Source organism: Pseudomonas sp. GW821-FHT09C08, from assembly GCF_059418125.1.
This window is the reverse complement of sequence record NZ_JBWKPG010000004.1, coordinates 89092-102215: the sequence shown is the minus strand read 5'-3', so window position 1 is coordinate 102215 and position 13124 is coordinate 89092. Positions and strand designations below refer to the sequence as shown.

At 61.0% G+C, this 13124-nt stretch carries 13 protein-coding genes and 1 pseudogene; 10 read left to right on the top strand and 4 right to left on the bottom strand.

Going from position 1 to position 13124, the window contains the following annotated elements; genetic code table 11:
- The first annotated feature begins 98 nt into the window (after positions 1-98).
- From AC07OJ_RS15110 to AC07OJ_RS15100, 3 genes are all read left to right on the top strand, one after another.
- Positions 99-1268 (top strand): MFS transporter, encoded by a 1170-nt coding sequence (locus AC07OJ_RS15110; protein WP_201145746.1) that lies wholly within the window; start codon positions 99-101, stop codon positions 1266-1268.
- A gap of 54 nt (positions 1269-1322) precedes the next feature.
- A complete protein-coding gene (locus AC07OJ_RS15105; protein ID WP_106802828.1) occupies positions 1323-2270 on the top strand; it encodes a hypothetical protein in 948 nt (315 codons plus the stop codon).
- Positions 2271-2375: 105 nt separating this feature from the next.
- Entirely contained in the window at positions 2376-2756 is a 381-nt protein-coding gene (locus tag AC07OJ_RS15100; RefSeq protein WP_495094743.1) for a helix-turn-helix domain-containing protein, read from the top strand.
- Positions 2757-2804: 48 nt separating this feature from the next.
- Here the strand turns inward: AC07OJ_RS15100 and AC07OJ_RS15095 are convergent, their stop codons facing one another.
- The 3 genes from AC07OJ_RS15095 to AC07OJ_RS15085 all read right to left on the bottom strand — a co-directional run bounded on the left by AC07OJ_RS15095 (position 2805) and on the right by AC07OJ_RS15085 (position 6341).
- A complete protein-coding gene (locus AC07OJ_RS15095) occupies positions 2805-4307 on the bottom strand; it encodes an amidase family protein (RefSeq protein ID WP_495094742.1) in 1503 nt (500 codons plus the stop codon).
- Positions 4308-4433: 126 nt separating this feature from the next.
- The gene (locus tag AC07OJ_RS15090) at positions 4434-5126 is read right to left on the bottom strand and encodes a hypothetical protein (RefSeq protein ID WP_495094741.1); all 693 of its coding nucleotides are present in this window, start codon (positions 5124-5126) and stop codon (positions 4434-4436) included.
- A gap of 156 nt (positions 5127-5282) precedes the next feature.
- Positions 5283-6341 carry an MBL fold metallo-hydrolase gene (locus tag AC07OJ_RS15085; RefSeq protein WP_495094740.1) on the bottom strand — a complete coding sequence of 353 codons (1059 nt, stop codon included), beginning with the start codon at positions 6339-6341 and terminating at the stop codon, positions 5283-5285.
- A gap of 124 nt (positions 6342-6465) precedes the next feature.
- On the opposite strand from AC07OJ_RS15085, the gene AC07OJ_RS15080 reads away from it, so the two are divergent.
- The 5 genes and pseudogenes from AC07OJ_RS15080 (at position 6466) to AC07OJ_RS15060 (ending at position 10521) form a co-directional block, all read left to right on the top strand.
- Positions 6466-7092: a TetR/AcrR family transcriptional regulator gene (locus AC07OJ_RS15080; RefSeq protein ID WP_106802823.1), complete on the top strand. Its 627-nt coding sequence runs from the start codon at positions 6466-6468 to the stop codon at positions 7090-7092.
- Between the two features lie 188 nt (positions 7093-7280).
- On the top strand, positions 7281-8339 hold the full coding sequence (locus tag AC07OJ_RS15075) for a diguanylate cyclase (RefSeq protein ID WP_106802822.1): 1059 nt from the start codon (positions 7281-7283) through the stop codon (positions 8337-8339).
- 264 nt (positions 8340-8603) lie between these two features.
- A pseudogene (locus AC07OJ_RS15070) lies at positions 8604-9374 on the top strand (PAS domain-containing protein); the annotation flags it as partial.
- 69 nt (positions 9375-9443) lie between these two features.
- Positions 9444-9923 carry a methyl-accepting chemotaxis protein gene (locus AC07OJ_RS15065; protein WP_495006971.1) on the top strand — a complete coding sequence of 160 codons (480 nt, stop codon included), beginning with the start codon at positions 9444-9446 and terminating at the stop codon, positions 9921-9923.
- A gap of 76 nt (positions 9924-9999) precedes the next feature.
- Positions 10000-10521 (top strand): DUF1003 domain-containing protein, encoded by a 522-nt coding sequence (locus AC07OJ_RS15060; RefSeq protein WP_065909162.1) that lies wholly within the window; start codon positions 10000-10002, stop codon positions 10519-10521.
- Positions 10522-10527: 6 nt separating this feature from the next.
- On the opposite strand, the gene AC07OJ_RS15055 is transcribed toward AC07OJ_RS15060, so the two are convergent.
- Complete coding sequence (locus tag AC07OJ_RS15055; RefSeq protein WP_315415147.1) at positions 10528-11421, bottom strand: LysR substrate-binding domain-containing protein; 894 nt, start codon at positions 11419-11421, stop codon at positions 10528-10530.
- 80 nt (positions 11422-11501) lie between these two features.
- On the opposite strand from AC07OJ_RS15055, the gene AC07OJ_RS15050 reads away from it, so the two are divergent.
- On the top strand, positions 11502-12209 hold the full coding sequence (locus tag AC07OJ_RS15050) for a CTP synthase C-terminal region-related (seleno)protein (protein ID WP_201145753.1): 708 nt from the start codon (positions 11502-11504) through the stop codon (positions 12207-12209).
- Positions 12206-12529 carry an antibiotic biosynthesis monooxygenase family protein gene (locus AC07OJ_RS15045; protein ID WP_120449611.1) on the top strand — a complete coding sequence of 108 codons (324 nt, stop codon included), beginning with the start codon at positions 12206-12208 and terminating at the stop codon, positions 12527-12529. Before AC07OJ_RS15050 ends, AC07OJ_RS15045 begins: the two co-directional genes overlap by 4 nt.
- The last annotated feature ends 595 nt before the right edge of the window (positions 12530-13124 follow it).

Sequence of the window (13124 nt, the reverse complement as noted above, 5' to 3'; positions counted from 1 at the left end):
CTGACCCGCCGCATTCGCGAGCAAGCCCGCTCCCACAAGGGATCTGTTGTGTATGAAAGATCGTAACCTGCCTCAAGAATAAGGACATCCGCCCCACCGTGGCCACCTACTCCCTGGTAATCCGCCGCCTGATGATCTGCTCGGTGACCATCGTGGTCAGCCGCGCCATGACCAGCCCTTTGCTGGCCCTGTTGCTGAGCACCCGCCTGGGCCTCAACCAACAGGACATCGGCCTGCTGATGGGGATTGCCGTCTTCATCGCGACCCTGCTGGGCCTGTATGGCGGCTACATCATCGACCGCCTGGAAAAGCGCAAGCTGCTGATCCTGGCCATGCTCTCCAGCGCCATCGGTTTTCTGTTGCTGACCTTTGCCAGCAACCTCTACCTCACCACCTTGACCCTGGTGATCACCGAAGCCGCGTCGGCGCTGTTCCTGATCGGCTCCAAGGCGATCATCAGCGAGAACCTGCCGGTGGGCGACCGCGCCAAGGTGTTTTCCCTGCGCTACACCCTGACCAACGTCGGCTACGCCACCGGCCCGATGGTCGGCGTGGTGATCGCCGGACACATGCAGCTGGCGCCGTTCCTGATCGCCAGCGCCATCGCGTTTGGCAGCGTATTCCTGATGATCGGCATCCCGCCGACCCAGCGCGACGACAGCAACAAACCCCTGAGTTTCCTCAGCACCCTGCGCACCTTGCGCAGTGATCGCACGTTGATCCTGTTTACCAGCGGCAGCCTGCTGAGCACCATTGTCCACGGGCGCTATACGCTTTATCTGTCGCAATTTCTGCTGGTTGCCTACAAACCTGCCGAGGCGCTGAAGATTTTGTCGGCGGTGCTGGCCTGCAACGCCATTACCGTGATTTTGATGCAGTACCAGATCGGGCGTTTTCTCAAGCGTGAACAATTGCGCTACTGGATCGTGCTCGGCACCTTGCTGTTCATCCTCGGGTTGATCGGTTTCAGCCTGGCCAACAGCCTGCTCACCTGGTGCCTGGCGATGTTTGTGTTCACCCTGGGCGAGATGATCATCTACCCGTCGGAGTTCCTGTTCATCGACACCATCGCCCCGGATGCACTGCGCGGCAGTTACTACGGCGCGCAGAACCTGGCGGCATTTGGCGGCGCGATGAGCCCGGTGATTTGCGGCTACCTGCTGATCAATGCCGCGCCGACCAGCATGTTTTATGCGCTGGGTGCACTGACGGCCATCGGCGGCACGCTGTGCTTCTTGAGCGGGCGGCGGGTCGCAGTTTCTTGCTGATATTTACGCGGGATCCGGCTATTAATAGAGAAACTTCTCACGGACCCGAGCCCCATGAAATTCGACACGGCCTACAGCCTGAGTCTCGATGACAAGCTGTCGATCTACGACGTACGTGACCTGAATTTCGACGAAACCGTCGCCTTCGATTCCGACCAGGACAGTTTCCTCTGCCCCAACGATGACTGCCGTGCAGCCTTCGAGGCAGGCAATGTGTTGAGCACGTTCAACGCAAAGAACGTCAACTACCTGCGCACCCCGCACTTCAAGAACACCCCGAGCACCCGGCATATCGACGGCTGCCGTTACGCCAGTACCCACAAGACCGCGACCGGCGAAAATGACGACGAGCGCGAGGAAAACTTCCCATCGGAATTTGTCCTGACACGGCGTACGTACGCGGCTAAAACCCCGGTTACCAGCCCTCAAGGACAACTCCCACAGGGTCCTGAGAAAACGCCGTCAAGCCGCACCAGCCCGTCCGGCAGTTCCCACGACACCACCCCGGACAAAACCAGCGTGTTTGCCCACCCGGTGGAATGCTTCGTGTCGAATATCGACGACAAGGACAAGCTCAAAAGCATGCCGCTGAAGATCGGCGACCACACCGCGACCTACTCGACGTTCTTCAAGAAGATCGAATACCTGCAGGACAACAAGGGCCTGATCTACTGGGGCAAGATCAAGGCGATCAAGGACTACACCAGCAGCTTTCGCATCGACTTCGACAAGAAGGTGTGGCTCGACAAGAAGCCCTATTCAGTCAACGTCTACCTGAGCAAAAAGCTCATCGAGAACTACCGCAAACGCTCAGTATTCCTGGAGCAGATCAGGGCGGCGGCAGACAGTGACCGGGCGTTGTACTGCTTCTTCTACGGCGTGACGCCGGAGCTGAAACAGGTACCGAGCAAGAAAAACCCCGAGCAGACCTTCGGGGTGTTCAGCGCGAATATCGAAAACCTCGATCACCTGCTTATTCGCGAGGCGCCGGGGCTGGAATAACCGGGGGCTGAAAGCCATCAAAAAAATCCAGTTGATGAGCGGTCAAAACAACTGTACAAAAACACAGTATAGTTTGTCCTCCCCGTCGAACCCTGGAGAAATTCCATGTCCTCTCTGGCAATGCGCTCTTTCGTCGATCAGCAGATCGTCCTGCATCAATTCACCGCCAAACACAGCGTACAGGCCCGCGCGATGCTGGGCTGGAGCCGCGAAGACCTGGCGCGCCAGGCCGATGTGACGGTGGAGGCCATCCAACAATTCGAAAGCCTGGGCGACGTGGGTGATGAAACCCGCCTGGCCGTGGCGTTCCGCCTGGAGGCCGAAGGGTTGGTGTTTTTCCCGGGGTTTGCGCCGGGGTGGGGCATGAGCGTGCGCAGGTTCGATACCCACCCGACCGAGCCCGCAGCACCCACCATCCTTTCGCGGCTGATGGGCTCAACTGCGACATCCATTGACTCAGCCACGCCCCAACCGAATGGCGCGTAGGGTCCAGCCGGACCACCACAACCCGGCCGCGCGCGGTGGTGTGTAGCTTCAGAGCCTGGGGTTGACCATCGCCTGGGCCGCCTGCTCATACCCATGGGCCACCGCCAGCAAGGTCGGTTCAGCCCAGCGGGTGCCGAAAAAGTAAGCACTGGTGGGCAGGCCGTCCTCGTTCGTTCCGGAAGGCACCGTGATCCCCGGGTAGCCCGCCGCGGCCACGCCGAAATAAGCGTTGGTCTCGAAGTCGGTCACCATGGCATCAAGGTTTTCTGCCTTGATCGGATCATCCACGGTGCTGCGAAAATCCTCGATCAGCTCATTCCACAGCGGCTCTCGTTGATCCGGCGTCAAAGTGGAGGCAGCGATTTCCTTGAGCATCGGCTGGTGATCGGTCTCGGTGCCGTCGCGGTCTTCATTGAACTTGATCAGCTCCGTCAACGACTTGACTGGCAATCCGCGGCGTTTGGCCAGGTAAGCATTCATTTCCTCCTTCACATCCGAGAGCAGCAACTCCTCATAGCGTGATGCGTCGGCCAGGCGCATGTCGACGGGCACAAGGACCGCGCCTTGATCACGCAGCACCTCAAGTGTCCGCGTGAATGACGCACTGTTGACCACAGGCAGGATTTCGCCGTTTGCACTGAACGTCGTCGGATAACCAATACGCTTGCCCGTCAACGCGCCGGGTACCAGCAACCGCGTGTAGTCCACGCCTTCGGGAGCGCCCACGCTATGCGGGTCATCAGGGTCGCGGCCTGACATGGCATTGAGCATCAGCGCCACGTCATACACCGAGCGTGCCATCGGGCCCGGCGTGTCCTGTCGCCGGCTGGCCGGAATGATGCCGTTACGGTCCAGCAAACCGACACTGGGCTTGAGCCCGACCACGCCGTTGAGTGCCGCCGGTACGATGATCGAACCATTCGTCTCCGCCCCGACGGCCAAGGGGGCCAGCCCGGCGGCGACCGCGGCCGCCGAACCGGAACTGGAGCCCCCCACGTCAGCATCTGCCTGATGCGGGTTAAGTGTTTGCCCGCCCCGGCTGCTCCAGCCATCGGGCGCGCCACGAAAGCCGGCCAGCTCTGTCATATTGGTTTTCCCCAGGATCACCGCGCCCTGCTTGATCAGGTTATCGACCAGCGTGGCGTTCTTGCCGACGGCCGCACCCACCAAGCCGAATGCTCCCGCACTGGTTTGCATGGCGGTGGTTTCGAGGGTGTCCTTGAGCAGGATGGGAATACCATGCAGCGGCCCGCGCACCTTGCCACTGGCGCGCTCCTGATCCAACTCGCGAGCAGTGCGCAGCGCATCCGGATTGAGCTCAATCACGGCGTTCAATTGCGGGTCGAGCTTGAGAATGCGCTGTTGCAGGTAGTTGACCAGGCTCACCGATGTGAGTCCGCCGGGCCTGGCCATGTGCGCGCCGAGCTCGCTGACACTGAGGTACTCGGTACCTGGGGCTACGGATTTTGAAACTGCGGGCACAGGGTCGGCAACCCAGGACTGCGCGACTTGCCGAACGACAGCCCCTACACCGTATGCAAGACCAATCATAAGACCTCTTCAGGATTAAGAAATGACGAGGGATCGACGTTGATCCATCACCAGTCTAAGAAGGCCTCGCGCCCCAGGCAGCCCGACCCAAGGCGTTCACGGCGTAGGATTAGTCAACACAACCGGTCACTGTAATTGCACCGGTGCCGGCATCAGGCCTTGCGCGCTGCGGTATTCCTGAACCAGCGCCTGCAGCGCATCCTTCGACCAACGCGCACCGTAGAACCACACCGTCGCGCCCTCTTCGAGCGGCTCGCCATGCACCGGGTAGCCGGTCCAGCAGGCCGCATGAAACGCCGCGCTGCGGCTGTCCGACACCAACGCATCCAGTCGATTTTCACTCACATGCGCGTCGATTTCGTTGCGGGTCTGCAGGTCGAACAGCAGGCTGTCATCGCTACGCTGTGCAAGCACTGGCACCAGTTGCGCCCCGGCCCGGCGAAGCACGTCCAGCGCGTTCAGGAAGGCGGCGGTGTGCTCCAGCGGCTCGCCCTGCACAAACCGCTCGGCGAAGCCGATGCGCCTGCCCGCCAATGCCTGGCTGACCGCCAAGACGTTGTTGTTCTGCACCAGGGGCACCTCCACCATGACCGGCCCCGAAGGGTCAACGCCGCTCAAGGCAATCAACGATAACGACGGATCACGCACCGGTTTCAGCGGAAGAGCCGGAGAGGTGTAGCCAGGGATCGGAATGCGACCTTCAGGGTGGGCATGAGACTGCGGGTCGCTGCCAAAAGCGATACCGTGCGCACTCGCCGGTTCGTTAAGCAACTGTTTGAGGAGGGGCGCCGAGACTGCCGACTCGAGTAGCGCTGACACCGCGTGCCCGGTCGGGCACGTGCCCCCATGCCAAGATGTCCTACCTTTGCCTTCCATAAGAAGTACCCCCGAAAAACCGACTTCCGGGGATCATCGCACCCTTGGCTGGCGTCTGTCGCAGCCCTGAAACAGCTTGAAAACTCCTTTTCCCACAGCTCAGCTCAACAGGCGCTCCTGGGCACCTTGGGTTTCCACGTCCAGCCACCACGCGTTGCCACGTTCCGGCTGGTTCAAACTGAACGCCTGCCCCATCGCCGGCGTTGTAATCGAGACATTGCGTTCCCAGGCCAGGGCCATGATGCGATCAAACGGTTCGTGCCAAGCATGGAATGCCAGGTCGAAAGTGCCGTTGTGGATCGGCAGCAACCAACGGCCCTTGAGATCGATATGCGCTTGCAGGGTTTGCTCCGGCTGCATATGCACGTGCGGCCAGTCGACGTTGTAAGCGCCGGTTTCCATCAACGTCAGGTCAAACGGACCGTACTGTTCGCCGATGCGCTTGAAGCCATCGAAGTAGCCGGTGTCACCGCTGAAAAAGATCCGCCGTGCGCCGTCGATCATCACCCAGGAACACCACAAGGTCTGGTTGGCATCGAACAGGCCGCGTCCGGAAAAGTGCTGCGCCGGCGTGGCGACAAAACGCAGGCCATCCACCTCTGTGCCTTGCCACCAATCCAGTTGCCGCACCTTGCTGGCATCCACGCCCCACTTGGTCAGCAGATCGCCCACGCCCAGCGGCGCAAGAAAGTGCCGGGTCTTGTCGGCCAATTGGATGACAGCCTTGTGGTCAAGGTGGTCGTAGTGGTTGTGGGAAAGAATCACTGCCTCAAGCGGCGGCAACTCTTCAAGGCTGATGGGCGGCTGATGAAAACGCTTGGGGCCGGCCCAACTGAACGGCGAGGCACGCTCGGCGAACACCGGGTCGGTCAGCCAGAATTTGCCGCGCATTTTCAGCAGCACCGTGGAATGCCCCAGGCGGTACACACTGTGATCCGGAGCCGCCAGCAACTGCTCGCGGGTCAACGGCTGTACCGGGATCTGCCCCACCGGCCGCGTGCTGCGCGGTTTGTTGAACAGCATGTTCCAAAAGATACGCAAGGTTTTGCCAAAGCCGCCGTGCTGCACCGGGGCGTCGTTGCTGAAATGCCCCTGGTCCTGCTCGGCAGGCTTGGGCGCCGCAGGCGAAGGCTTGAGACGGCTTGAAATCGTGGCCATAACTGAGTGACTCCTACCGATCGCGCATAAAATTACACTGCACAGTGTAGTTTCTAGATTGCAACAAAACCCCGAGCAAGTAAACTACTGAGTGTAATTTACCCTGACGAGCCGAGCGCCGCCCATGACTGCCCCTCTACGCCTCACTGACCGTAAACGCGAAGCCATCGTGGCTGCGGCTATTGCCGAGTTTCGCGCCAACGGTTTCGAGGTCACCAGCATGGACAAGATCGCCGCCACCGCCGGCGTATCCAAGCGCACGGTGTACAACCACTTCCCCAGCAAGGAAGAGCTGTTCGCCGAAATTCTCCACCAACTCTGGGCCAGCAGCGTCGCCCAACTCGACGTCAGCTATACCAGTGACCGCCCATTGCGCGAACAATTGCGTGGGTTGCTGGAGGCGAAGATGAAAATGATGTCGGACGCCAACTTCCTCGACCTGGCCCGCGTGGCGATCGCCGCCACCATTCATTCGCCGGAACGCGCGCAAGACATGGTCAACCGTCTGAGCAAGCGTGAAGAAGGCTTCACCCAGTGGGTACGCGCCGCGCAGGAAGACGGACGGCTCAATTGCAGTGACCCGGCCTTTGCCGCCCACCAGATCCAGAGCCTGCTCAAGGCCTTCGCCTTCTGGCCACAGATCACCCTTGGCCAACCCACCCTGGATGCGGCCAACCAGGCCAGCGTCATCGAGTCCGCCATTGATCTGTTCCTGGCCGGCTATGAAGTCACTGCGCCCCGCCAGCCGTAAAACCTGTTGCGTGTGCGACATTCCAGGTCGTTTTTGACGTATTAGCCCTCTGTTTTGCGCAAATGGCCTGGAAGGACACTGATTATTCCCACGGGAATAACTGACAATATTCACAGGCATTATCCGATCAACGGTTAATCCTGCGAACGTGTGTCGTCGTATCTGCAACAGAGTTGATCCGGGAATTTATGGAAAACAGACAAGGCAAAGGGCTTTCATTTGCCAAACGTATCTACAAGCCAAGGATCATCGGCCTGGGCATTGGCTGCATCAGTGTCATCGGTGCGCTCTACCCGCTCGCGATGCCCGGCTGGGTCTGGGCCTTGCTGTTGTTCAATGGGTTCGCCTGGGCGCACGTGGCGTATCAGCTGTCGACTCGCTCGCAGTATCCCTACAAGGCCGAGCAGCGCAACCTGCTGTACGACTCGTTGTTCGGCGGTTTCTGGGCCGCCGCCACGCAGTTCACCCCGCTGACGGCCGTGACCATCCTGTCGATGATGACCATGAACAACGTCGCCGCCGGCGGCAAGCGCCTGTTCCTGCGCGGCCTGCTCGCACAAGCCCTCGGGATCGGCGTGGCAGGCACGCTGTTCGGCTTCCAGTTCAATCCTGACGTCAGCCTGCTGCAGGTCTATACCTGCCTGCCGATGCTGACCCTCTACCCGATGGCCATCGGCATGGTCTGCTACCAGTTGGCAATCAAGCTGTCGGAACACAAACGCGCCCTCAGTGCCCTGAGCCGCACCGACAGTCTCACCGGCCTGCTCAATCACGGTTCCTGGAAAGACCTGCTCCACCTCAAGTTTCACAAGTGCCAGCAACAACAAAGCCACGCCACCATCGCCTTGATCGATATCGACCACTTCAAGCAGATCAACGACAGCCACGGCCATATCATCGGCGATGCAGTATTGCGCCAACTGAGCGTCGAGCTGCGGCGTAACCTGCGGGAAAACGACCTGGCCGGACGTTACGGGGGCGATGAGTTCTGTGTGATTCTTCCGCAAATGCCCTTGGAACAAGCCGCGCAACTGATGGAACGCATGCGCGAAACCTTCAGTAATTACCGCAACCCGCAAATCCCCGAACTGCGGGTGAGCCTGAGTATCGGCCTGGCGGATTTCCAGCCGTACTTCACCGATGCAGCCATGTGGCTGAATGCCGCGGACCGCGCGCTGTACGCCGCCAAGGACACCGGGCGCAATCGGGTCAACATCAGCGAGGAAAAGATCGCCCATTCCGCCTGAAGTTGTCCTACGACACCTCGTCTGAATCTTCCGCGTAACAGCGCAAATGAAATCATAATGCCACCACTCGTCGACTACCCAAGAAAGGTCCTGCCCATCGGGCGAACTTCTTGTCAGGCTGGTCACTCTTAACCCGTTGTTCCACCCCCGCTGTCAGCACAAGGAGGCTGACAATGAGCACGTCAACCGTACGGCATAGGCCTTACGGGGGCAGGCGCATATACATGGATACTCCCTGCAGCTTGCTTGCCCGAGCCCCCGAACATGCTATTCAACGCCCACAAGAAAACCATCAGTGCCCTGCAGCACACCGTCACCCACCAGGCCAGCCTGCTGGACGCCATCGAGCGCTCCATGGCCGTGATCGAATTCGACCTGCACGGCAACGTGCTGCGTGCCAATGACAATTTCCTCAAGACCATGGGCTACCGCGCCGAGCAGGTCGAGGGCCAGCCCCACCGCATGTTCTGCACCCCCGACTTCGCCCGCAGCGCCGAGTATGGCCAGTGGTGGTCGAACCTGCGCAGTGGTCAATTCCAGTCCGGCACCTTCGAACGAGTAGCCGGCAACGGTCAGTCGGTGTGGCTGGAGGCCAGCTACAACCCCGTGCGCGATGACGCCGGCCAAGTGGTTCGCGTGGTCAAGTACGCCATGGACGTCACGCCGCGCCTGCAGGCCGAAAGTGAAGCCAATGCCAAGCTGGACGCCATCGGCCGGGCGATGGCCGTGATCGAGTTCAACCTCGACGGCACCATCCTCACCGCCAATACCAATTTCCTGCAGCGCATGGGCTACAGCCTGGCGCAGATCCAGGGCAAGCATCACCGCCTGTTTTGCACGCCCCAGACCGCAGCCAGCTCGCAATACAGTGATTTCTGGCGACGCCTGAACCAGGGTGAAATGTTCAGCGGCCAGTTCGAGCGCGTGGATAAAAATGGCCAGCCCGTCTGGCTTGAAGCCAACTACAACCCGGTGTACGACGCCAGCGGGCGCCTGTGCAAAGTGGTGAAGTTCGCTTCGGATGTCACCGCACGCGTGCAGCAACATGCTGCCGATGCACAGAGTGCAGCCCAGGCCTATCACCTGTCCCTGCATACCCAGGACATGGCAGAAAAAGGCGCTGAAGTGATTCAGAAAACTGCCGCTGGCATGCGTGATATTTCTGCAGATATCGACGATTCGTCGCAACTGATCGCCAAGCTCGGCGAGCGCTCGCAGCAGATCACCACCATCGTCAACACCATCCGTGGCATCGCCGACCAGACCAACCTGCTCGCCCTCAACGCCGCCATCGAAGCCGCGCGCGCCGGCGAACAGGGCCGGGGGTTTGCCGTGGTGGCCGATGAAGTGCGCCAGTTGGCGGCGCGCACCAGCGGCTCGACCACGGAAATATCCAGCATGATCGCGATGATTCAGGCAGAAACCCGCCTGGCCATCGACAGCATGGACGCCACCCGCGACCGCGCCGCGCAGGGCGTGGAATTGGCCAACCAGGCCGGCACGGTGATCCTGCAGATTCGTGAAGGCACCAGCGAGGCGGTGCAGGCTGTCAGTGCGTTTGCCAATGAGCGTGGCAACGGCTGACCCGATCTTCATGTGTGCGGCCGAGGGCTCGGTCTATAGTGCTTGATTGTCTCCAAGCAGAAGATTCGAGCCCGCCATGACCCCAGACAAGCCTGCAACCGCCCCCGTCGACCACCTCCGTTTCCACCGTGTCCACGCCCACCTGGCGCCGACCTTCGGCAACGACACCTTCGCGCTCAAGGCCGAGGCGTTTGCGCGCTTCTTCGGTACGCCGACCTTTCTCGGCGCACAAACCGCGATCGTGATCCTGTGGGTGGTGCTGAACATCACCGGCATCACCCACTTTGACGTGTACCCGTTCATCCTGCTCAACCTGGCTTTCAGCTTGCAGTCTGCCTACGCCGCGCCGTTGATCCTGCTGGCCCAGACACGCCAGGCCGCCCGCGACAAAGCCCAGTCGGACGCCGATGCGCAGCACCGTGAAGCGCTGGCCGTGGCCAATACCGAACGCCAGGCCCAGGCCGCGCAGACCACCAAGCAGTTGCTGGAACTACTTGAGCAGAACACCCGGCTGACAGAAATGACCAAACAGCTGACTGAGCGAATCGAAACACTCACGTGCGAAATGCATGAGCAGTTTGTGCGAAAACCCAAGTAACCGCGCCTATGCAGTGTGGGACGGCTTGACCTGCACATGTCGTCCCAACTCATCAAACAGCGTCACCACTGAGCGCAAGGCGCGGCAATCGGGACGTGTCAGCAGCCATAGCGCCGTGTCGTGCCCTGCCAATGCCGGGCCCAGCGGGTGCAGGGCATCATCCAGGAGGAAATCCGGCAACGCCGCCACACCCAGCCCCGCCCGTACCAGCTCGGTGACCGCCAACATGCTGTTGCAGCGATAACTGGGGCGTACACCCGGCAAATGTTCGCGACGCCAGACCACGGTGGGATGGTCGGGCAGGAAATCATCCGGGGCGATCCATGCCAGGTCGGCCAGCGCCCGGCCTTGATGCTGGCGCGCGTAGGCTGCGCTGGCGCACACCTGATAAGCCACGGTGCCCAGGCATCGACCGACCAGATGCTCAGGTGGCGTCCTTGTCAGGCGCAGGGCGATGTCGGCATCGCGGCGACTGAGGTTGGCAAAGTCATTCGAGGTGCTCAGCTCCAGGGTCAGCGCCGGGAACTGCGGCATGAACTGCGCCAGCGCCGGCAGCAACAGGCCTTGCAGCACCGAGTCGGTGCAGGTGAGGCGCACCGTGCCACTGATCACTTCACCGCCCTGCTCCACGCCAACCCGCGCTGCCTCCAGCGCTTGCTCGGCGCGCTCGGCCTGTTGCGCCAGGTTGCTCGCCAAGCTGGTGGGCAGGTAACCGGCGCGGCTCTTTTCAAACAGCGTCTGGCCTAACGCGGCCTCCAGCCGGCGCACCGCGCGAAATACTGTGGACACATCCACCCGCAACAACGCCGCCGCCCGGGCCAGACTGCCGCCGCGCACCAGGGCGAGGATCAATGACAAGTCGGCGTAGTCAATTTGATAGTGCGTGGCTGCAATGAGCATGTGGATAAACGCCAATATTGATTGCGTGAACGCCAATCTATAGTGCGCACCAGGACACCACAAGCCATGGGACGCACACGATGAAAGCTACTGCTCTGCACCTCGCCCTGATCGGCGACTACAACCCCGATGTCCCCGCGCACCAGGCCATTCCCGTCGCGTTGCAGCTGGCCGCCGACAGCCTTGGGCTGAAGGTTCACCTGCAATGGATCGACACCGACACGCTCACGCCCGCCACCCCATTGCACGGTTTCGACGGTTTCTGGTGCGTGCCTGCCAGCCCTTACCGCGACACTGACGGCGCCTTGCGCGCCATCCGGTTTGCCCGCGAACAACGGCGACCTTTCCTCGGCACCTGCGGCGGCTTTCAACATGCGGTGCTGGAATATGCCCGCAACGTGCTGGGCTGGGCCGACGCGGAACATGGTGAACTGGCGCCACAGGCCCAACGCGCGGTGATCGCACCGCTGAGCTGCTCGCTGGTAGAGGCCACTGACACCGTGCGTTTGACCCCCTACACGCGCATCGCCGACTCTTATGGCACCCTCGACATCGAGGAAGGCTATCGCTGCCGCTACGGCATGAACCCCGAATTTGCCCAGGCGTTGCTGGAACGCGAGTTGATTCCCAGCGGGCACGACTCGGCGGGCGACCTGCGCGCCGTGGAGTTGCTCGACCATCCGTTCTTTGTCGCTACGTTGTTTCAGCCAGAACGCGCCGCCCTCAGGGGGATCACGCCACCGTTGGCGATCGCCCTGCTCAAGGCATGCCAGGAGACAGTGGCATGATCGCCACCACACCGACCCCGCCGTATTACGCAGTGATTTTCAGCTCACTGCGCACCGAAGGTGATCACGGCTACGGCGAGGCCGCCAACCGCATGCTGGAACTGGCACGCGAACAGCCAGGGTTTCTCGGCGTGGAATCGGCGCGTGAAAATGGCCTGGGGATTACCGTCTCGTACTGGAGCAGCGAGGCGGCGATCCTGGCGTGGAAGCAGCAGGCAGAACATCGCTCGGTACGTGAGCAAGGGCGCTCCACCTGGTACTCGGCGTTTCAGACGCGGGTGTGCAAGGTGGAGCGGGCCTACGCCTTTGGAGCGGTGTGACGGTGGGGGCTGGCTTGCCTGCGATGGCATTTTTTCAGCCAATTCATGCAGTGGCTGAACCACCGCCTTCGCAGGCAAGCCAGCTCCCACATTTATCAGTGGTAGGCCTTGATCCTGTGCCAGGCACAGCTCCCAATCTTGTTTGGGCCAGCCCTGAATCCCGAGCCCGACACAGCTCCCAATCTTATTTGTGCCTGGCCTGAATCCCGAGCCCAACACAGCTCCAATGTGGGAGCGGGCTTGCTCGCGAAAGCGGTGTATCAGTAAAAGCTAAGCCAGCTGACCCACCGCCTTCGCAGGCAAGCCAGCTCCCACATTTATCATGTGGTAGGCCTTGATCCTGTGCCAGGCACAGCTCCCAATCTTATTGGTGCCAGGCCTGAATCCCGAGCCCGACACAGCTCCCAATCTTATTTGTGCCTGGCCTGAATCCTGTGCCCAACACAGCTCCCAATCTTGTTTGTGCCAACCCTGAATCCCGAGCCCGACACCGCTCCAATGTGGGAGCGGGCTTGCCCGCGAAAGCGGTGTATCAGTAAAAGCTAAGCCAGCTGACCCACCGCCTTCGCAGGCAAGCCAGCTCCCACATTTATCA